This is a genomic window from Pseudomonas sp. S5F11, from assembly GCF_019641515.1.
GTDB lineage: Bacteria > Pseudomonadota > Gammaproteobacteria > Pseudomonadales > Pseudomonadaceae > Aquipseudomonas > Aquipseudomonas rhodesiae.
On record NZ_JAIFJZ010000001.1, the window covers coordinates 4,165,769 to 4,186,126 of the forward strand.

Annotated in this window: 19 protein-coding genes; 7 read left to right on the top strand and 12 right to left on the bottom strand. The window is 61.9% G+C overall.

The window, feature by feature from the left end; translation table 11 throughout:
* Positions 1–51: 51 nt before the first annotated feature.
* Positions 52–510, bottom strand: coding sequence for an anti-sigma factor domain-containing protein (locus tag K1567_RS18745; RefSeq protein WP_034115305.1), 459 nt, complete (start codon positions 508–510; stop codon positions 52–54).
* Between the two features lie 135 nt (positions 511–645).
* Here K1567_RS18745 and K1567_RS18750 point away from each other — a divergent pair, with 135 nt between their 5' ends.
* Positions 646–1,218: a DUF2780 domain-containing protein gene (locus K1567_RS18750; protein WP_034101142.1), complete on the top strand. Its 573-nt coding sequence runs from the start codon at positions 646–648 to the stop codon at positions 1,216–1,218.
* On the opposite strand, the gene K1567_RS18755 is transcribed toward K1567_RS18750, so the two are convergent.
* On the bottom strand, positions 1,219–2,103 hold the full coding sequence (locus K1567_RS18755; RefSeq protein WP_034101141.1) for an acyltransferase: 885 nt from the start codon (positions 2,101–2,103) through the stop codon (positions 1,219–1,221).
* A 140-nt stretch (positions 2,104–2,243) separates the two neighbouring features.
* On the opposite strand from K1567_RS18755, the gene K1567_RS18760 reads away from it, so the two are divergent.
* From K1567_RS18760 to creD, 4 genes are read left to right on the top strand one after another with little or no spacing between them, the layout of a single operon-like run.
* Positions 2,244–2,744, top strand: a complete 501-nt coding sequence (locus K1567_RS18760) for an ATP-dependent zinc protease (protein ID WP_034101138.1) — start codon at positions 2,244–2,246, stop codon at positions 2,742–2,744.
* Positions 2,745–2,753: 9 nt separating this feature from the next.
* On the top strand, positions 2,754–3,422 hold the full coding sequence (gene creB, locus K1567_RS18765; protein WP_034101136.1) for a two-component system response regulator CreB: 669 nt from the start codon (positions 2,754–2,756) through the stop codon (positions 3,420–3,422).
* Positions 3,422–4,861, top strand: a complete 1,440-nt coding sequence (gene creC / locus K1567_RS18770) for a two-component system sensor histidine kinase CreC (RefSeq protein WP_220698761.1) — start codon at positions 3,422–3,424, stop codon at positions 4,859–4,861. Before creB ends, creC begins: the two co-directional genes overlap by 1 nt.
* A gap of 51 nt (positions 4,862–4,912) precedes the next feature.
* The gene (gene creD / locus K1567_RS18775) at positions 4,913–6,286 is read left to right on the top strand and encodes a cell envelope integrity protein CreD (RefSeq protein ID WP_034101132.1); all 1,374 of its coding nucleotides are present in this window, start codon (positions 4,913–4,915) and stop codon (positions 6,284–6,286) included.
* 186 nt (positions 6,287–6,472) lie between these two features.
* On the opposite strand, the gene K1567_RS18780 is transcribed toward creD, so the two are convergent.
* From K1567_RS18780 to K1567_RS18815, 8 genes are all read right to left on the bottom strand, one after another.
* Entirely contained in the window at positions 6,473–7,102 is a 630-nt protein-coding gene (locus tag K1567_RS18780; protein ID WP_034101130.1) for a glutathione S-transferase N-terminal domain-containing protein, read from the bottom strand.
* Between the two features lie 148 nt (positions 7,103–7,250).
* Positions 7,251–7,433: a hypothetical protein gene (locus K1567_RS18785; RefSeq protein WP_034101129.1), complete on the bottom strand. Its 183-nt coding sequence runs from the start codon at positions 7,431–7,433 to the stop codon at positions 7,251–7,253.
* A complete protein-coding gene (locus K1567_RS18790) occupies positions 7,430–8,533 on the bottom strand; it encodes a PepSY domain-containing protein (RefSeq protein ID WP_220698762.1) in 1,104 nt (367 codons plus the stop codon). Before K1567_RS18790 ends, K1567_RS18785 begins: the two co-directional genes overlap by 4 nt.
* A gap of 26 nt (positions 8,534–8,559) precedes the next feature.
* On the bottom strand, positions 8,560–10,989 hold the full coding sequence (locus tag K1567_RS18795) for a TonB-dependent siderophore receptor (protein WP_220698763.1): 2,430 nt from the start codon (positions 10,987–10,989) through the stop codon (positions 8,560–8,562).
* A gap of 218 nt (positions 10,990–11,207) precedes the next feature.
* Positions 11,208–12,176, bottom strand: coding sequence for a FecR domain-containing protein (locus K1567_RS18800; protein WP_220698764.1), 969 nt, complete (start codon positions 12,174–12,176; stop codon positions 11,208–11,210).
* Positions 12,173–12,691, bottom strand: coding sequence for an RNA polymerase sigma factor (locus K1567_RS18805; protein ID WP_034101123.1), 519 nt, complete (start codon positions 12,689–12,691; stop codon positions 12,173–12,175). The genes K1567_RS18800 and K1567_RS18805 overlap by 4 nt, the downstream gene beginning before the upstream one ends.
* A 100-nt stretch (positions 12,692–12,791) precedes the next feature.
* Positions 12,792–13,499: a PolC-type DNA polymerase III gene (locus tag K1567_RS18810; protein WP_220698765.1), complete on the bottom strand. Its 708-nt coding sequence runs from the start codon at positions 13,497–13,499 to the stop codon at positions 12,792–12,794.
* Positions 13,496–15,418, bottom strand: a complete 1,923-nt coding sequence (locus tag K1567_RS18815) for a putative nucleotidyltransferase substrate binding domain-containing protein (protein WP_177329699.1) — start codon at positions 15,416–15,418, stop codon at positions 13,496–13,498. Before K1567_RS18815 ends, K1567_RS18810 begins: the two co-directional genes overlap by 4 nt.
* A gap of 244 nt (positions 15,419–15,662) precedes the next feature.
* On the opposite strand from K1567_RS18815, the gene K1567_RS18820 reads away from it, so the two are divergent.
* On the top strand, positions 15,663–16,109 hold the full coding sequence (locus K1567_RS18820; protein WP_047882496.1) for a response regulator: 447 nt from the start codon (positions 15,663–15,665) through the stop codon (positions 16,107–16,109).
* A 111-nt stretch (positions 16,110–16,220) separates the two neighbouring features.
* Here the strand turns inward: K1567_RS18820 and K1567_RS18825 are convergent, their stop codons facing one another.
* On the bottom strand, positions 16,221–18,398 hold the full coding sequence (locus K1567_RS18825; RefSeq protein ID WP_034115297.1) for a malate synthase G: 2,178 nt from the start codon (positions 18,396–18,398) through the stop codon (positions 16,221–16,223).
* Between the two features lie 267 nt (positions 18,399–18,665).
* Here K1567_RS18825 and K1567_RS18830 point away from each other — a divergent pair, with 267 nt between their 5' ends.
* Positions 18,666–19,178, top strand: a complete 513-nt coding sequence (locus K1567_RS18830) for a glycine cleavage system protein R (RefSeq protein WP_034101118.1) — start codon at positions 18,666–18,668, stop codon at positions 19,176–19,178.
* A 221-nt stretch (positions 19,179–19,399) separates the two neighbouring features.
* Here K1567_RS18830 and rarD read toward each other — a convergent pair whose 3' ends face one another.
* Positions 19,400–20,284: an EamA family transporter RarD gene (rarD, locus tag K1567_RS18835; RefSeq protein ID WP_034101117.1), complete on the bottom strand. Its 885-nt coding sequence runs from the start codon at positions 20,282–20,284 to the stop codon at positions 19,400–19,402.
* Positions 20,285–20,358 lie beyond the last annotated feature (74 nt).

A 20,358-nucleotide genomic window follows, 5' to 3' on the forward strand; every position in this document is an offset into this window, starting at 1 on the left:
GACGCCATCGGGGGCGAGCCCCTTCCCACATTGGGTTGTGGTATTGGGATATCAGCGGTTGGCCAGTGCGCCCTGATAGACAGTGGGCCCGGTCGGCTGTTTGCTCACCGAGCCGCCTTTGGTTTCCGAACTCACCATCAACTCCACCGGTTTGCTGATGGACGCTTGCTGGCGTGGGTTCAGGCCGATAATGCCTTTGCCGTCCTCCGGCAACAGGCCCAGGGAGATCGGCGTGCCGTCTTTGGGAATCGCCCACAGTTCCAGGCTCTTGTCCGGCTCTGCGGCGGCGGCGGCGATGGGTTGCACTTCCAGGTAGTCTTTGTGCGCCATGATCTGCGCGGCCGGCTGCTGGGTGGTGGTCACCAGGGTGGCGGCGGATTTGACGCTGTCCTGGGTGTAGATCGCGCCGCCGATACCGGCAACCACCACGACACAGGCACCGAGGAACAGGCGAGGGCGGCTCCAGAATGGAGGCTTGTGCTCAATCACTTGGGGTTGGATCGCAGTCATAAGTCTCTTCCTGACAAATTTTGTAGTCAGTTCATGGACTCGTTTAGGCCGGATCGGTTCCTCCCTGGCTCGGAACAACCGACCGGTTACCCAGTCAAAACCCTGCTTTCGCCCCTACATCCTGAGGTTGTATCCATGAAGATTTCACGCGGTTTCGCCCTGTCCTGCCTGATGACGCTGGCCGCCGGGCCCGCACTGGCCGCAGGCTTCAGCCTGGGCGACGCGGCCAATGCCATTGCGGGTATGCAGGGTGGTAACAACAAAGCCGCTGCTGCCGCACCGTCGTCCCAGACGGCCGACCTGCTGAGCACCCTGACCTCGCAGTTGAACGTTACCCCGGAGCAAGCCATCGGCGGCACCGGCGCCATGCTCGGCCTGGCGCGCAATCAGTTGAGCGGCAAAGATTATTCGCAGTTGGGCCAGAGCGTGCCAGGGCTTGACCAGTTGTCGGGCAACAATGCCCTCGGCAGCCTTGGAGCCTTGAGCGGCATGCTTGGCCAGACCGGCGGCAGCAAGACCAGCGGCCTGGACGGCCTGCTCGGCAATGTAAAAAACACCAACGACCTCAACACCGCCTTCAGCGCCTTGGGCATGGACAGTGGCATGGTCGGCCAGTTTGCCCCGGTGATTCTGCAATTTCTGGGCAGCCAGGGCGCCAACAGTTCGGTGCTGGGCAAGCTGGCTCAAGCCTGGGGCACCGGCAGCTGATTATCCCTGCGCGCGCAGGTGCTCGATGCGCGCGTCTTTTTCCTCCCAGAGCTGGTTCACCCAGCTCTGGACGGTCTGGCGAAAGGCCGGATCGTTCTCGTAATCCCCCTGCCACAACGCCGGGTCCAGCTCGCGGGTCTGGATATCGATGATCACCTTCGGCACCGCGCCGCTGATCAAGTCCCAGAACCCCGGGATCTTCTGCGACGGGTACACCACGGTCACGTCGAGAATCGCGTCCAGCTGTTCGCCCATTGCCGCCAGCACAAACGCCACACCGCCCGCCTTGGGCTTGAGCAGCCGCTTGAACGGTGAAGCCTGCTGCGCATGTTTGGCCTGGCTGAAGCGCGTGCCTTCCAGGTAATTGACCACCGTCACCGGCTGGCGCTTGAACAGCTCGCACGCCTGTTTGGTGATCTTCAAATCCTGGCCCGCCAATTCCGGGTGTTTGGCCAGGAAGGCTTTGGTGTAGCGCTTCATGAACGGGTAATCCAGCGCCCACCAGGCCAGGCCAAGGAAGGGCACCCAGATCAGCTCTTTTTTCAGGAAGAACTTGAAGAACGGCGTGCGACGGTTGAGGGCCTGGATCAGCGCGGGAATATCCACCCACGATTGATGGTTGCTGATGACCAGGTACGACGTGTCACGGCGCAGCTCATCGCCGCCGCGGATATCCCACTGGGTCGGAATGCACAGGGCGAAGATCAGTTTGTCGATCTCGGCCCAGGTCTCGGCGATCCACATCACCGCCCAGGACATGTAGTCCCGAGAGCGGCCAGGCGCCACCAGCTTGAGCAGGGCGAACACCATCAGCGGTCCGATCAGGACCAGCGTATTGAGTAACAGCAGCAATGTAACCAAACAGCCGGTGAGCAGGCGGCGCATAAGCAACTCTTGGAATTGTGTGGGCGGGCCATGATAAGCAGCTTGAGTCTAGAGGCCAAATCACAAAACGCCGGGTGATCTAACTAAGTCGCGCTTATGCGGTCTAGAATCCGCCTACTTCTTTTCCGAGGAATCACTTCGTGAAACTGCTCCTTGCCTCCCTCGCCCTGGTTGCCCTGCCGGTCATGGCCGCCGAACCGACCCTCTACGGTCGCTACGAATACATCCAGTTGCCGGAGATCGGCGAAACCTTCAAGGCCAAGATGGACACCGGCGCGCTGACTGCCTCGCTGTCGGCCCGCGACATCGAAACCTTCACCCGCGATGGCGACGACTGGGTACGTTTCCGCCTGGGCGGCAAGGACGCGTCCGATAAGGTCTTCGAACACAAAGTCTCGCGCATCAGCAAGATCAAGAGCCGCGCCGACGAAGACGACGAAAAAGATGAAGCCAGCGTGGCCAAGCGCCCAGTGATCGATCTGGAGATGTGCCTGGGCAACGTCAAGCGTACCGTCGAGGTCAACCTCACCGACCGCAGCAGCTTCAATTACCCGTTGCTGATCGGTGCCAAGGCCCTGCGTGAATTCGGCGCTGCGGTGAACCCGGCCCGTCGGTACACTGCCGACAAACCGGACTGCTGACGGACTGCCATGCCCCACATCCTGATTGTCGAAGACGAAGCGGCGATTGCCGACACGCTGATATTCGCCCTGCAAGGCGAGGGCTTCGGCACCACTTGGCTGAGCCTGGGCCAGGCGGCGCTGGAGCATCAGCGCAAGACCCCGGCCGACCTGATCATCCTCGACATCGGCCTGCCGGACATCAGTGGTTTTGAAACCTGCAAGCAATTGCGCCGCTTCAGCGAAGTGCCGGTGATGTTCCTCAGTGCCCGCGACGGTGAGATCGACCGGGTCGTGGGGCTGGAGATCGGCGCCGACGATTACGTGGTCAAGCCGTTCAGCCCAAGGGAAGTGGCGGCGCGGGTCAAGGCGATCCTCAAACGCGTCGGCCCCGGTGTGGCGCCGGCGCTGTTTCAGGTGGATCTGGAGCGCATGCAGATCGCCTATCGCGGCCAGCCCTTGAGCCTGACGCGCCATGAGTTTCGTCTGCTGCAAAGCCTGTTGGAACAACCGGAGCGGGTGTTCAGCCGCGAACAGTTGCTCGACGCCGTGGGCGTGCCTGCCGATGCCGGCTACGAGCGCAACATCGACAGCCATATCAAAAGCCTGCGCAGCAAATTGCGCGGCATTGCCGCCCAAGCCGAACCGATCCAGACCCACCGCGGCCTCGGCTACAGCTACAGCCCGAGCCACAGCTGATGCGCCTGGGGCTGCGGATGTTCCTGGTGTACGCGCTGTTTATCGGCCTGACCGGCTATTTCGTGCTCAGCACCGTGATGAAGGAAATCCGCCCCGGCGTGCGCCAGTCCACCGAAGAAACCCTGGTGGACACCGCCAACCTGCTGGCCGAGATCCTGCGCGATGACGTCAAAAACGGCACCCTCGGCCAGAGCCACTGGCCCGCGCTGCTCAAGGCTTACGGCAATCGTCAGCCGGGCGCGACCATCTGGGGGCTACCGAAAAACCAGGTTAACCATCGAATTTACGTCACCGACGCCAACGGCACCGTGTTGCTCGACTCCAGCGGCGTGGCGGTGGGCCAGGACTATTCGAAGTGGAACGACGTTTACCTGACCCTGCGCGGCGAATACGGCGCGCGTTCCACCCGCAGTAACCCGGAGGACGCCACCTCGTCGGTGATGCACGTGGGCGCGCCGATCCGCGATAACGGCCAGATCATCGGCGTGGTCACCGTGGCCAAGCCCAACAGCTCGTTGCAGCCCTATGTCGACCGTACCGAGCGGCGCCTGCTTTGGTACGGCGCCGGGCTGGTCATCCTCGGGTTGCTGCTCGGCGCGCTGTTGTCGTGGTGGGTGAGCGCCGCCCTGCGCCGTCTGACCGCCTATGCCGAAGCCGTCAGCGAGGGCCGCCGCGCCGAGCTGCCGCACTACCGGGGCGGCGAACTCAAGCAACTCTCCACTGCTGTGGAGCACATGCGCACACAGCTGGAAGGCAAAGCCTACGTCGAACATTACGTACACACCCTGACCCACGAACTGAAAAGCCCGCTGGCGGCCATTCGCGGCGCTGCGGAGCTGTTGCAGGGCGACATGACTCGCGAACAACAGCAGCGTTTTGTCGGCAATATCGACAGCGAAAGCGCACGCTTGCAGCAGTTGATCGAACGCCTGTTGAACCTGGCGCAGGTCGAACAACGCCAGGGCCTGGAAGAGCAGGTGAGCATCCCGCTGGCGGCCCTGGTGAGCGATGTGCTCAATGCCCAATGTGCGCGCATCGAAGGCGCTGGGTTACACGTCGAGCAAGGGATTGCGGCGGATGTGAACGTGTTTGGCGAGCCGTTCCTGTTGCGACAGGCGCTGGGCAACTTGCTGGATAACGCGTTGGATTTCACCCCGCCGGGTGGCACGTTGCGCTTCAGTGCGAGCCGCCAGCACAACGATGTGCAGGTGAGCCTGTTCAACCAGGCCGCGCCGATTCCCGACTATGCCTTGCCGCGTTTGAGTGAGCGGTTCTATTCATTGCCGCGTCCGGCCAGTGGGCGCAAGAGCACGGGCCTGGGTTTGAACTTCGTTGAAGAAGTGATGAAGCTGCACGGCGGTGCGTTGCAGATCGGCAATGTGCCGGGTGGAGTGCAGGTGGTGCTGCATCTCCACACAGTCTCCACAGTACCCACATAAAACCCCCACGCGCGCGGCTCACGCTCTGCCCATCAAAACAGGGAGAGCCCCATGAACCGCAGCCTGCTTTTCAAACTTGGCGCCATTGCGCTACTGATCCTGCTGTTACTGATTCCGTTGTTGATGATCAACGGCATCATCAGTGACCGCCAGCAACTGCGCGACGGTGTCGTGATGGACATCGCCCGCAGTTCCAGCTTCGCCCAGCGCCTGACCGGCCCGGTAATGGTGGTGCCGTATCGCAAGACCGTGCGTGAATGGAAACTCAACGAAAAACTCAACAAGCGCTACGAGGAAACCCGTGAAGAACGCGGGCGCCTGTATTTCCTGCCGGACCGTTTTGAACTCGACGGCCAGGTGCAGACCGAGCTGCGCGCCCGGGGGATTTACCAGGCACGGCTGTTCCATGCCGATAGCCGCATCAGTGGGCGCTTCGAGCTGCCCGCGCAGTTGGGCATCAACGAAAATTTCGCGGACTACCGCTTCGAACCGGCGTTTCTGGCGGTGGGCATCAGCGATATCCGTGGCATCGAAAATGCCCTGAAGCTGGAGCTGGGCAGCCAACGCCTGGAGTTCTCGCCAGGCACCCAAGTGGATTGGCTGGGGGAGGGCGTCCATGTCACGCTGCCGGAGCAGGACAGTAAAAAACCGGCGGTGGTGGACTTCGCCTTCGACCTGCGTCTGCAAGGCACCGAACAACTGCAAGTGGTGCCGGTGGGCAAGACCAGTCAGGTATCGCTGGCGTCCAACTGGCCGCACCCCAGCTTTATCGGCAACTTCCTGCCGGCCCAGCGTGACATCACCGACAAAGGCTTCACCGCCAACTGGCAGACCTCATTCTTCTCCACCAACCTCGAACAGGCCCTGCAAACCTGCCTGGACCGCGAAGGCTGTGACGACTTCAACAACCGCAGCTTCGGCGTGAACTTCATCGATCCGGTGGACCAGTACCTCAAAAGCGATCGCGCGATCAAATACGCGCTGCTGTTTATCGCCCTGACCTTTGCCGGTTTCTTTCTGTTCGAAGTGCTCAAGAGCCTGGCGGTGCACCCGATTCAATACGCCCTGGTGGGCGTGGCGCTGGCGTTCTTTTATCTGCTGTTGTTGTCGCTGTCCGAGCACCTGGGGTTTGCCCTGGCGTATCTGATCTCGGCGAGTGCGTGCGTGGTGTTGATCGGTTTCTATGTGTGCCATGTGCTGCGCAGCGTCGCCCACGGCCTGGGGTTCTCAGCGGGGCTCGCGGCGTTGTATGGCTTGTTGTACGGGTTGTTGAGTGCGGAGGATTACGCGCTGCTGATGGGTTCGCTGTTGTTGTTCGGCCTGCTGGGCACGGTGATGGTGCTCACGCGCAAATTGGACTGGTACGGGGTGGGCAAGCGCAAGGCGAGCGAGCCGCTGCAGTTTGATCTGGAGGCGGTGCAATGATCGGCTTGCGCGAAGATCGACAAGTAGGGGCGCAGTTAGCCACAAGGATCGCCACATTCCTTGCTGTCACCACTGCCCACTGTGGCAGTGGGCTTGCCCGCGATAGCGGGGGGTCAGAAACCGATGTGCTGGATGACATACCGCAGTCGCGGGCAAGCCCGCTCCCACATTGGGTCGGTGTGCAGGTCAGGCCGGTGGCTGGGTCTGCTGCATCGAAGGCCGCTGGCTGACGTCGGCGTACCAGGCGGCAAGCTGTGGGTTGTCCACGCGCCATTGCATATCCGGATGGCGAAAATCCAGATAACCCAGGGCACAGGCCACGCTGATCGCGGCAACGTCGAAGTGGCTGGCCAGTTCGGCGATGGCATTCTGTTCCAGCTCGGCGAGGGTGCGGCGGATTTTGTTGCGCTGCTCGTCGAGCCACTGATCCCAGTGCTTCTCCACCGGGCGCAGGGCGGTTTCGTAGCGCACCAGCACGGCGGCATCCATGATGCCGTCGGCCATCGAGGCCAATGTGAGGCGGCGCCAGCGTGCCGAGCCGTCGCGGGGGATCAGCGGGTTGCCGACGTGCTGGTGGTCGAAGTAATCGAGGATCACCCGGCTGTCGTGCAGCACCGAGCCGTCAGCCAGACGCAACGCCGGGATCTTGCCCACCGGGTTGCCGTCGACCAACTGCGCATCGGGGTTGACCGGGGTCGGCATGCAGGCGTGCAGGGCCACGCGGTCCTGCTGGCCGGTTTCGAGCAGCAGCACGCGGACTTTGCGTACGAACGGCGATGCAGGGTTGTGGAACAAGGTCATGCTGGGCGTGGACATGGGCATTCCTCTGGATTGACTGTGGCTAGCCTAGAGGGTCGCGCGGTGGCTGGCGAGGGGCAGGTTGAGGGCTCATCGGGGGCAAGCCCCATTTTTGATTTGTGAACACATTCAAAGTGTGGGAGGGGGCTTGCCCCCGATGAGGCCCTCAGCCACGCCCCTTGAACAACCCCCAACTACCAATGGCCGCTGGTATACCCAACCCCACCCAACTCAACGCATCCCACCCGCCATCCCCCAGTAACGCCGCAAACAGCCCGGCGGCGCTGAGCAGGCCGATTCCCAACGGAATGCCGAACACCTTCCAGAAACTCGACTGGCGCGGCCTCATGCCTTGCCCGCCCTGCGCTTGGCGATCCACAGGTAAATCCCGCTGATCAGCACGACGATGGTCAGCCCATCCAGCAGCGCCCACAGGATCTTCATCGGCATGCCGCCATAGTCGCCAAAGTGCAGCGGCTGGGACATGCCCATGGCGTCCATGTACCACGGCCGTTCGGCAATCGCCGTGACCTGCAGGGTGCTGGCGTCGATCAGCACCGGGGTGAGCAGGTGCGAAGTCAGGTGCGTGCTGCCCTTCATAAACACCGCATAGTGGTGCTCGCTGGAGAACCGCGTGCCGGGGAAGGCGATAAAGTCCGGCTGCATACCGGGTGCGGCGCGTGCGGCGATGCTCAGCAACTCGCTGGCCGGGGCGCGTAAGGTCAGCGGCGGCGCATCCTTGTACGGTTCGATCAGGGCCGTAAGGCTGTCCTGGCGCCAGGCGGCGATGAGCAGGTCGGCGCAGGCGCTGATCACGCCGGTCACGCCCACCACCAGGGCCCAGGTCAGCGTAACCACGCCGATCAGGTTGTGCAGGTCGAGCCAGCGCAGGCGGGTGGTTTTGTCCCGGCGCACGCTGGCGAATTTCAGACGGCGCATGAACGGCAGGTACAGCACCGTGCCGGAAATGATCGCCAACACAAACAGCACACCCATAAACGCCAGCAGCAGCTTGCCCGGCAGACCGGCGAACATATCCACATGCAGGCGCAGCAAAAACAAGGTGAAACCGCCATTGGCCGAGGGCATCTCCAGCGCGTCGCCGCTGCGCGCATCGAGCATGAAGGTGTGGGACGCGTTCGGCTCCGTGCCGGCGGTGGCGGCCATGATCGCGATCACACCGTTCGGGTCGTCTTCATCCCAGGCCAGGTATTGCAGGGCCTCTCCGGGGCGATGGGCCAGGGCCTTGTTCACCAGTTGTTCCAGGTTCAATCGCGGCGTATCGGCCGGCATCTGCTGGAGCTGGGGTTCGTTGCCCAGCAGATGGTCGATCTCGTGGTGAAACACCAGCGGCAGGCCGGTGAGGGCGAGCAGCAGCAGGAACACCGTGCAGATCAGGCTGGTCCAGGTGTGGACGAAGGACCAGCGGCGGATGGTTGTGCTTTTCATGTTTCAGCCTGCAGCCTCTGCGCCGATCACCATTGGTACGTGGCGCTGGCGACGACGCTGCGTTGGTCGCCGAAGTAGCAGTAGTTGCCATCGCAGGTGGACAGGTAGTCCTTGTTGAACAGGTTGGTGGCGTTCACCTTCAGCGACGCGCCTTTGAGGCTGTTGCCCAGGCGACCGAGGTCGTAATGCACCGCGCCATCGAACACGGTGTAGGCGTTGGCCTTACCCAGCCAGGTGTTGGCCTGGTCGCCGTAGGTGTTGCCGGTGTAACGCGCGCCAAAGCCGATGCCGAAGCCATCGAGCACGCCGGTGTGCCAGGTGTAGTCGGTCCACAGAGACGCTTGCTGGTTGGGCATCAGTTGCAGGCGGTTGCCTTTGTATTGGCCTTTTTGCACCTCGGATTTGGCCAGGGTGTAGGCGGCGATCACCTTGAGGTTATCGGTTACGTCAGACACCGCTTCCAATTCCAGGCCCTTGACCTTCACTTCGCCGGTCTGGTCGGTGACGGAAACGCCGCCGGCCTGGAAGCTGGTCACCAGCACGTTCTTTTGGGTCAGGTCATAGACCGCCGCGCTCAGCAGGGTGTTGGAGCCGGGCGGCTGGTATTTGACCCCCAGTTCCCATTGCTTGCCTTCGGTGGGTTTATACGACTTCACGGGGTCAACGCTGGCGTTGCTCGCCGGTTGGAACGACTCGGCGTAGGACAAGTACGGCACGAAACCGGAGTCGAACACGTAGCTCAAGGCCGCGTTGCCGCTGAAGTTCTTGCTGCGGTCAGTGTTGGTCGCGTCGTTCTTGTTGAAGTAGGTGGTGCCCTGGTGCACCCAGTCTTCACGGCCGCCCAAGGTCAGGCGCCAGTTGTCCAACGCTATCTGGTCCTGGACGTAGAGCCCGGTTTGCACGGTTTTCTGGTTGTAGTCATAGAACGCTGTGGAGCGCGCAGGACGGACGGTCGGGCCCCCGTAGCTCGGGTTGAAAATATTGGTGCCCGAGGCCAGACCGAAGATCGACAGATAGGACGTGTCGGTACGCTGATGATCCAGGCCCAGCAGCAGGGTGTGGGTGATGTCCCCCGTGGCAAAGTCGGCCTGGAAGTTGTTGTCCACGGCGAACTGGCCGATGTTCTCGTCCACATTGGTGGTGGACCGGCTGATATTGCCCGCCGCGTCGGCCGGCGAGAAGGCGTAGGAGCCCACGGTCAGTTGCTGGAACGACAGCTCGGACTTGGTGTAACGCAGGTTCTGCTTGAATTGCCAGGTATCGTTGAGGCGATGCTCGAAGGCATAGCCCAGCGCGTAGTAGGTGCGGTCGTAGAACTCATAGTCCGGATCGCCGAGGTTCTTGTGGTGGGACACCTCCCCCAGCGGCGATTTGATCTTGGTGCCCTGGATCGGCAGGAACTGGCTGGTGGTGCCGGTATCGTCGCGGGTGAACTGCGACAGCAAGGTCAGCCGGGTGTCGGGGTCGATGTTCCAGGTCAGGCTGGGGGCGATGTTGTAGCGCTTGTTGTCGATGTGATCGACCTGGGTGCCGGAGTCGCGCACCACGCCGCTCAGGCCATAGAGAAACTGGCCGTCGTCGTCGATCTTGCCAGTGCTGGCGAAGTTGATCTGGCGGTGATTGTCGCTGCCGTACTGCACTTGCACCGCGTGGCTGGCCTGCTCGCTGGGACGGCTGCTGACCATGTCCAGCAGGCCACCCGGTGGAGTCTGGCCATACACCGACGAGGCCGGTCCGCGCAGCAGGGCCAGGCGATCGAGGTTCCAGGTCTCGGCTTTCGGGTTGGCATACACGCCACGCGGCAACGGCAGGCCGTCGAGAAATTGCGTCGGCTCAAAGCCGCGTACGCGCATCCAGTCGTAGCGCGTGTCGCTGCCGTAGCTGGCGGACACGATCCCGGGCATGTATTTCACCGCGTCGTCGAGGGTATGAACGCTGCGATCCTGCATCTGCTGGCGGGTGGCGACGGAGATCGAGCGCGGCGCTTCCACCAGGGCGGTGTCGGTCTTGGTGCCGGCGGCGGTGCGTGTCGCCAGGTAGCCTTGGGCCGGGCCCCATGCGCTTTCATAACTGCCTTGCCCGGTGATGTTGGTTTCCGGCAACGCCACTACGCCGTCCGGAATCGCCACCAAGGTGAAGGTTCCGGCGCTGCTCTGTTCCAGCTGCAACCCCGTGCCGCGCAGTGCTTGGCGCAGCGCGCTCTGGGCATCGAACTGGCCGTTTACAGGAGCGGAGGTTTTACCGGCGGCCAGGGCCGGATCGAGGGTCAGCGCCAGGCCGGCCTGGCTGGCGATCTGGTTGAGCGTGCTGGCCAGAGGCGCCGCCGGCAGATTGTAGGCACGCACGCTGGAGGCCTGTTCGGCCGCCAACAGCTGAGGCGTGATCAGCGGTGTGCTGAGGGCAATGGCCACGGCCAACAGACTGGGGCGCAGCAGGGTGTCTAGTGTGCGGGACATAGGGCGGCTCCTGAATGGAAGTAATTCGCAATTGCCTATGTGCCGAGCGAGATTCGAAAAGTGATAGGGCTGGATGAAAATATTTTTTGCCGGGGATTTTTCGGTGTGTTTGCAGGCCTATCGGGGGCAAGCCCCCTCCCACAGTTGATCGGATATTGTTCAGGTCAATGTGGGAGGGGGCTTGCCCCCGATAGCCTCAACCCAGGCCTCACTGATGCCTAACGCTTGGCACCCACCGTCACCCACCACGGCGTGTGCTGCGTGATTTGCACCGGCAACGTCGGCAGCAGCGCATTGAGCGCCAGCGTGGTGTCGTGCAGCGGGAAGCTGCCGGTGATGCGCAAGTCGGCCACGTTTTTATCCACGCCTAGATAGCCAGGGCGGTAGCGACTCAATTCCTCGACCACGTCGCCCAGGCGCGCGTTGTCCACCACCAGCATGCCGCGCGTCCAGGCATCCGTGGCGGGGGTGACGGCCAGGGACGGGCCGAGGCCGTCGCTGCGCATCAGCACTTGCTGGCCTGCTTTGAACACCTGTTCCTGAGGCAGCGCCTCCGGCTGCGCCGCAACGGCGGACTGCAGCACGCTCAGGCGCGTGGCGTCGTCTTCGCGCTTGACGATAAACCGCGTACCTAGCGCCCGCAGGCGGCCGTCGCGGGTCTGCACGTAGAACGGGCGCGCATCGTTATGGCCGGTTTCGACGAGGATTTCACCGTCCTGCAGCACGATCAGCCGGCGCTTTTCATCGAAGCGCACGTCGATGGCGCTGTGGGTGTTGAGGTTGATCTGGGTACCGTCCGCCAGTTTCAGCGTGCGCTGCTCGCCGGTGGCGGTGCGTTGGTCGGCCAGCCAATAGTGGATCGGCACATAGCGTTCGCCTGCAAATAACCCCAGGCCGCAGATAAGCGCAATGCTCGCCAGGCCGCTGCCGAGCTTGCGTACCCGTTGACGGATGGCCTGACGCGACTGCAACAACGCGGCGCGCGCCGGGCCCGAGGCGATGCTGAAACGTTGGTCGAGCATGCCCAACTGGCGCCAGGCGCGGGCGTGTTCCTCATCGCTGGCCAGCCATTTGCTGAACTCTTCACGCTCGACCGCACTGCCGTCGCCCGAATCCAGGGACAACTGCCAGGCAATCGCCGCATCCAGCACGCGGGCCGAGACCGGGTTGGCGCCGACTGCACTCATGTCGGCTCGCCATACAGTGCGATATAGCACTGGCGAATGCCCTGGGCCAGGTACTGGCGCACGCGGGGCACCGATACGCCGAGGCGTTGGGCGATCTGCGCGTGGCCCAGGCCGTCGAGACGACTGTAGAGAAACGCCGCGCGGGCCTTGCTCGACAACGTGCCGAGCAATCGGTCGATGGCTTTGAGGTCTTCGAGGATCAGTTGCTGGGCTTCGGGGGAGGGGTGTTCGCTTTCCGGGATCAGCATCAATTCGGCCAGGTAAGCCTGCTCCAGTGCCGCGCGCCGGAAATAGTCGAACAACAGGCCCTTGGCGATGGCCACCAGAAATGCCCTTGGCTCGCGCGGTTCCGGCAACGTGTCGCGCCCCAACAGGCGCATGAACGTGTCCTGGCTCAGGTCTTCGGCCCGGCTCGGGCACGCCACGTTGCGTCGCAGCCAGGCCAGCAGCCAGCCGCGATGGTCGCGATACAACGCACCAACCCGCTCACTGTGTGGGTTCTGGACCGACGACAAGGCATCACCGAATAAACAAGAGGTTTAAACTAACGAGAATTATTCGCGATTGTGTCAGAGGCGTGGGGTAGGCGCAATTGGCGTCTGTCGGGAGATGAGATTAAAACGATGGCGCCTGTTGCCGGCGTTTCCATTGGCTCAACCGCGTGTGCAGCGCGAGCGGTGTATCGATTGACTGCTGGCGCGCGCGGCTGAACAAAATCAGCATCAGCTCCGCCGTGGCCAAGGCGTCGGCGCTGGCGTGATGGCGTTCGCCGACTTCCAGGTGAAAGTGTTTGACCCAATCGTCCAGCCCTGCCTCACGGATTGGCGCCTCGGGGCACAGCAGGGGGGCGATGTCGGCCACATCCAGAAACGGGTGGGTCAGGCGATAACCCAGGCTGTCCTTTAGCGCGCGGCTCAGCATGTGTTGATCGAACGGCGCGTGGAACGCGAGCAGTGGGCTGTCGCCGACGTACTCCATAAAGTCCAACAAGGCTTCCACCGGATCGCTGCCGGCGGCAATGGCGCTGGGCCCCAGGCCGTGGATCAGCACACTGGGGCTGAGTTTGGTTTCGGGGCGTTGCAGGGTGCGCTCGAACAACTGTGAGAAGTCCACCGCGCCATCCTCGATCACTACCGCGCCGATGGACAGCACCTGGTCGCGGTTGAGGTTCAGGCCGCTGGTTTCCAGGTCCACCACCACCCAGCGTTGACTGCGCAAGGCGTCTTCACTCAGCGGCGCGGGTTTGGGCAGTTGCGCCAAGCGCCGTTGTTGGGTTGCATCCAGCTGGGGTTTGGCCGCGCGCAGCCAGGCGAACAGGCTCACAGTTGATACCGCAGGGTCAGGCTGCTTTGCAGGCGTTGGGCCTGGCGCAGGGATTCGCGCAGGATGCGCCGGTCCAGGTGGTTAAGGCTGTCGGGATCGACGCGGTTGGAATACGGCTGGTTTTCGCGACTTTGCAGTTGGTGCTGCTGCATGCGGGTCTGCTGGATAAAGTGATAGGCCTCCTCATACGCCGCGCCGTCCAGCGGTTCGATAACCTCCTTGACCACCAGTTGGCGCAGGCGCTCCAGGGTGTTGTTAGTGTGAATGCCATTGGCCAGGGCCAGCAGGCGCGCGCCGTCGACAAAAGGCGTGAGACCCTGCACCTTGAGATCCAGGGTGGCTTTTTCGCCACCTTTGCGGGTCAGCACAAAGTCACGGAAACGCCCAACCGGGGGGCGCTGGCGCAGCGCATTCTCGGCCAGCATGCGTTGGAACAGACGGTTATCCGCGACCTGATCGAGGATGCCTTGGCGCAATACCTCGCAGCCTTGCTCGTCGCCCCACACCACGCGCAAGTCAAAATAAATACTCGAACCCAACAGGTTCTCCGGCGTCGCCTCGCGGATGAACGCCGCAAAACGCCGCGCCCATTCGGCTCGCGACAGGCACAGCTCCGGGTTGCCGGCCATGATATTGCCTTTGCACAGGCTGAAACCGCACAGTGCCAGGCTTTGGTTAATGTGCTGGGCCAGGGGCAGCAGACGGCCGCGGATCGCGGCGGCCTCGGCGGCGTCCTTGGCCTCGAACAGAATGCCGTTGTCCTGATCGGTGTACAGCGTCTGCTCGCGACGGCCTTCGCTACCGAAGCACAGCCAACTGAATGGCACGCCAGGGTCACCTTTTTCGGCGAGGCTCAGCTCGATCACCCGGCACACAGTGTGATCGTTGAGCAGGGTGATGATGTGGGTGATCTGGGTGGACGACGCGCCGTGGGCCAGCATGCGCTCGACCAACTGACCGATCTCGCCGCGAATCGCCACCAGGTTGTCGATGCGCGGGGCGTTGCGAATGGTCCGGGCCAGGTGCACCAGGTCCACCCGTTGCAGGGAAAACAGATCGCGCTCGGACACCACGCCGCACAGGCGCTGGTCCTTGACCAGGCACACATGGGCGATATGCCGCTCGGTCATGGCGATGGCGGCGTCGAAGGCGCTGTGGTCCGGCGTCAAAAAGAACGGTGCCTGGGTCATGTGCACGTCGATGGCCTGGCTGAAATCGCTGACGCCGCCGGCCACCACATGGCGTAAGTCGCGCAGGGTAAAAATCCCCAGGGGCGCCTTGTTGTCGTCGACGATGACAATGCTGCCCACTTGCTGCTCGTGCATCAGCGTGACTGCTTCGCGCAAGGGCGTATGCGGGCTGCAGGTGACCGGATGGCGCATGGCCAATTCACCCAGGCGCGTGTTGAGGGAGTATTGGGTGCCGAGGGTTTCCACGGCCTTTTGCTGCACCTGCTGGTTGACCTGATCCAAGAGGCTGCTGACGCCGCGCAGGGCGAAGTCGCGGAACGGGCTGGAAAGGGCGAACAACTTGATAAAGGCCGGTTTGTTCAGTTGCAGGCAGAACGTGTCTTCGGCGGCCTTGTGCTCGGTGCGCGTGGCGCGTTCGCCCAGTAGCGCGGCCAGGGGGAAGCATTCGCCGGTGGTGATTTCGAAGGTGGTCTCGGTGGTGTCCGGTCGTTCGCCGATCACGCGGCCTTGTTTGACGATGTAGAAATGCTCGACCGGCCCGCCCGACGGTTTGAGGATGCTGTCACCGGGGGCATAAAAACGTAATTGGCATTGTTCCACCAGAAACGCCAGGTGCGCGTTTTCCATCTGGTTGAAGGGCGGGAAGCGTTGTAGAAACTGCAGCGTGCCTTGGATATTTTGCAGCACGGCAGTTTTCCCCGCCTGGGCGAAGGCATCAGCTTTACTCATAACAGTGACCGCAGTTTTTTTGTCGTTATCGAGCTGCATGGTCGACTCCTGCGCGGCGGGTGCCCATTGGACGTAAGTCTAGGTCGGTGTAAAAGACGCTGAGCTAGGGAAAAACCCTACATGTTTATCGTCCGAACCCCGTAGAACGCCCACTAGGCAAACTTTCCGACGAAGTGCACATTGTTCGCCCTTCCGCAGATGTCTGACGAGTGCTGGGAGATTGATTAGAACCGCTGAGAACCGTATGTCCGACCACGATATTTTGAGTGATGCCGAGCGCGAGGCGCTCAGCGCCGTGATGCTGGAGCCCGATCTGCCGCCACAACGCGTGTTGATTGTCGACGACGACAAGGACGCGCGCGAGTTGCTGGCGGAAATCCTGGGCCTGGACGGTATTCGCTGCATGACCGCCGACAGTGGTGAGCGGGCGTGGGATTTATTGAACTCCAGCAGTTCCATCGGCTTGTTGATTACCGACCTGCGCATGCAACCCAGCAACGGGCTGGAACTGATCAAGCAAGTGCGCGAATCCACACGCGCGGCGCTGCCGATCATCATCATGTCCGGGGACGCCGAAGCGCCGGATGTCATTGATGCGATGCATTTGAGCGTGGTGGATTTTTTGCTCAAGCCGATTGATAGCGTGAAACTGGCGAGGTTGGTGAAGCGGGAGTTGGGGATGGCTTCCTGATTCCTCCTTACATCCGCCCACGCTGGGAGGGCGCTTGCTTCCGATGGCGCCATTGCGGTCAGCCCAAGCCTCAAACAAAAAGCCCTGATCTCTCGATCAGGGCTTTTCTATTTACAGGCCGTTCTTAGCCTTGAATTCCCGACGCCGGCGATGCAACACCGGCTCGGTATACCCGTTAGGCTGTTTGGTCCCTTCAATCACCAGTTCCACCGCCGCCTGGAAGGCGATGTTGCTGTCGAAGTCCGGTGCCAGCGGGCGATACAACGCATCCCCGGCATTTTGACGGTCCACCACCGGCGCCATGCGCTTGAGGCTTTCCATCACTTGCGCTTGATTAACGATGCCGTGGCGCAGCCAGTTGGCGATGTGCTGGCTGGAGATGCGCAGGGTCGCGCGGTCTTCCATCAGGCCGACGTCGTTGATGTCCGGCACCTTCGAGCAGCCGACGCCCTGGTCGATCCAGCGCACTACATAGCCGAGGATGCCCTGGGCGTTGTTGTCCAGCTCGTTGCGGATTTCCTCTTCGGACCAGTCGGTATTGCTGGCCAGGGGAATGGTCAGGATATCGTCCACCGAGGCGCGTTCGCGCTTGGCCAGTTCGGCCTGACGCGCGAACACGTCGACCTTGTGGTAGTGCAGTGCGTGCAACGCGGCGGCCGTTGGCGAAGGTACCCACGCGGTGTTGGCGCCGGCCAGCGGGTGAGCGATTTTCTGTTCCAACATCGCCGCCATCAGGTCGGGCATCGCCCACATGCCTTTACCGATCTGCGCACGACCTTGCAGGCCGGTGCTCAAGCCGATATCGACGTTCCAGTTTTCATACGCTGCAATCCACTTTTCCGACTTCATCGCCGCCTTGCGCACCATCGCGCCGGCTTCCATGGAGGTGTGGATTTCGTCGCCAGTGCGGTCGAGGAAACCGGTGTTGATAAACACCACGCGCTCACTGGCGGCCTTGATGCAGGCTTTGAGGTTGACCGTGGTGCGGCGCTCCTCGTCCATGATCCCGACTTTGAGGGTATTGCGCGGCAGGTTCAGCACGTCTTCGACGCGGCCGAACAGCTCGTTGGTGAATGCCGCTTCTTCCGGACCGTGCATTTTCGGTTTAACGATGTACACCGAACCGGTGCGGCTGTTCTTGCGGCTTGTATTGCCGTTGAGGCTGTGGATTGCCGCCAGGCTGGTGATCAGGCCGTCGAGAATACCTTCCGGTACTTCGTTGCCGTCTTTATCCAGGATCGCGTCGATGGTCATCAAGTGGCCAACATTACGCACGAACAGCAGCGAACGACCGTGCAGGGTCACGTCCTGGCCATTCACGCCGGTGTAAACGCGATCGGGGTTCATGGTGCGGGTGAAGGTCTTGCCGCCCTTGGCCACTTCTTCGGCCAGGTCGCCCTTCATCAGGCCGAGCCAGTTGCGGTAGATCACCACTTTGTCGTCGGCATCCACGGCAGCGACGGAGTCTTCGCAGTCCATGATGGTGGTCAGCGCGGCTTCCATCAGCACGTCTTTGACACCGGCGGCATCGGTCTGGCCGACCGGGGTGCTGGCGTCGATCTGAATTTCGAAGTGCAGGCCGTTGTGCTTGAGCAGGATCGCAATCGGTTGGGCGCTGTCGCCCTGGAAGCCGATCAATTGGCTGTCGTCGCGCAGGCCGCTGTTGCTGCCACCTTTAAGGCTGACGATCAGCTTGCCGTCGACAATCTTGTAGCCGGTGGACTCGACATGGCTGCCGGCGCTGAGCGGCGCGGCTTCGTCGAGGAAGGCGCGGGCGAAGGCGATGACCTTGTCGCCGCGCACCTTGTTGTAGCCTTTGCCCTTCTCGGCGCCGTCGGCTTCGCTGATGGCGTCGGTGCCGTACAGCGCGTCGTACAGCGAACCCCAACGGGCGTTGGATGCGTTGAGGGCGAAGCGGGCATTCATTACCGGCACCACCAACTGTGGGCCGGCCATGCGCGCGATTTCGTCATCGACGTTTTGGGTCGAGGCTTGGAAGTCTGCGGCTTCTGGCAGCAGGTATCCGATGTCTTGCAGGAAGGCTTTGTAGGCCACCGGGTCGTGGGCCTGGCCGGCATGGGTCTGGTGCCAGGTATCGATCCGTGCTTGGAAATCATCGCGTTTGGCGAGTAGGGCTTTGTTCTTCGGCGCCAGGTCGTGGATGACCTTATCGGCACCGGCCCAGAACTGATCGGCAGTGATGCCGGTGCCGGGAATGGCTTCGTTGTTCACGAAGTCGAACAGGACTTTGGCGACCTGCAGGCCACCGACTTGAACGTGTTCAGTCATTGCTTGCCTCACTCTGCGGAGCTTATGCGCTGTTTCGGATTTTCATTATGTAGTGCTCGGTTGGGCATACTACATGATGACTTGCGGTTGTGAAAATTAGACTAAATACGTCGTTTAGCGACCCACTTTGGTCGTACGGTCACAGCGGAGAACGGTATGTTCTCAAAAAGTTACAGGATTGTTCCAGATAAATATAAAAATGGTACACGATTTGTTTTCGCGGCACCCTGGGTCCACCTTGTAGGCTGACTTCCAGAGGGCTTCGCCATGGACCATCTTGTACTCACAATTATCGCCGCCGACAAACCCGGCCTGGTTGAACGTATCGCGCAGACCATCGCCGCCCAGGGCGGCAACTGGCTGGACAGCCGCATGGCCCATATGGCCGGGCAGTTCGCCGGGATCCTGCGGGTAAGTGTGCCGGCAGACAATCGTCAGGCGTTGGTGGGGGCGTTGGAGGACTTATCCACACACGGCATCCGCGTGCTGGTGGGCGAGGGCAGCACCGCGCCAGCGCCGGCGTCCAAACCCATCGTGATGACGTTGGTGGGCAATGATCGCGCAGGGATCGTGCGTGAGATCACGGCGTTGTTGAGCCGCCAGGGGGTCAACCTGGAAAGCCTGAGTACCGGCGTAACTCCAGCACCGATGAGCGGAGACCTGTTATTCAACGCCGAAGCGTTGTTGCAGGTGCCTTCGAGCTTGCCCCTTGAGACGTTGCAAGCCTCCCTGGAAACCTTGGCCGACGACCTGATGGTCGAGCTGCATCACGAGGAGTAATCGCCACAGGGTTATCCATGGAAATCTTGCATGGGCCTGTGGATAACCTGTAGAGACCCCTCGCCAGGCCACGCCCGCCGTGGCTCTTGCTCAGCTGAGCAAAAAACGAGCAGTTTCAATGGCTTGTGCACAAATGGCGGGGACCAGGTTGTGGATAACCTTGGGGTGAATGGCTGCAAGCCACACAGGCTGTGGCTTGCAGAGTTTTGTACGTTATTTGATCAGCGTTTGCGCACGCTCAGCCAGGCATCCACGCTGTACACCACCAGGCCGGCCCAGATAAAAGCGAATGCCAGCAGCGTGCTCGGCGCCAAGTGTTCGCCGAACAGCAGCACCGCTTCCAGCAACACTAATGTGGGCGCGACGTACTGCAAAAAGCCCAATGCGGTGTAAGGCAAATGCCGCGCGGCGGCGTTGAAACACACCAGCGGGATCAGCGTCACCGGGCCTGCGGCCACCAGCCACCAGGCTTCGGACGTGCTCCAGAATGCCAGTTGCGCGCTATGTGCGCTGGGGTTGAACAGCAGCCACGCCACTGCAATCGGTACCAGCATCCAGGTTTCCACCACCAGCCCCGGCAATGCTTTGACCGGCGCCTGTTTGCGGATCAGCCCGTAGAAACCGAAGGTCAACGCCAGCGCCAACGACACCCACGGCAAGCTGCCCACCTGCCACACCTGTTGCGCCACGCCCACGGCGGCCAATATCACGGCGACCCACTGTAAGCGGCGCAGACGTTCGCCCAGCAACAGCATACCCAGCAGCACGTTCACCAGCGGGTTGATGTAGTAACCCAAGCTCGCTTCGAGCATGCGCCCGCTGTTGACCGACCACACATAGGTCAGCCAATTGGCCGCAATCAGCGAACCGCTCAGTGCCAGAATCGCCAGGCGCTTGGGGTTGTCGCGCAGCTCGCGGAACCAGCCGGGGTGCTTCCACACCATCAATAGCAAGCCCCCGAACAGCGCCGACCACAGCACCCGGTGCACGATGATCTCGGCGGCGGGCACGCTGGCGATGGCTTTGAAGTAGAGCGGGAACAGGCCCCAGATGACATAGGCGCTCAGGCCCAGAATGTACCCTTTGCGGGGGTTGGCGGCGTGCATGCGAAATCCTTGCTTAGGCAGCTAACAAAGCGCGATTGTAAGGATATTTGTCAACCAATGGGACTGGCTTGGTC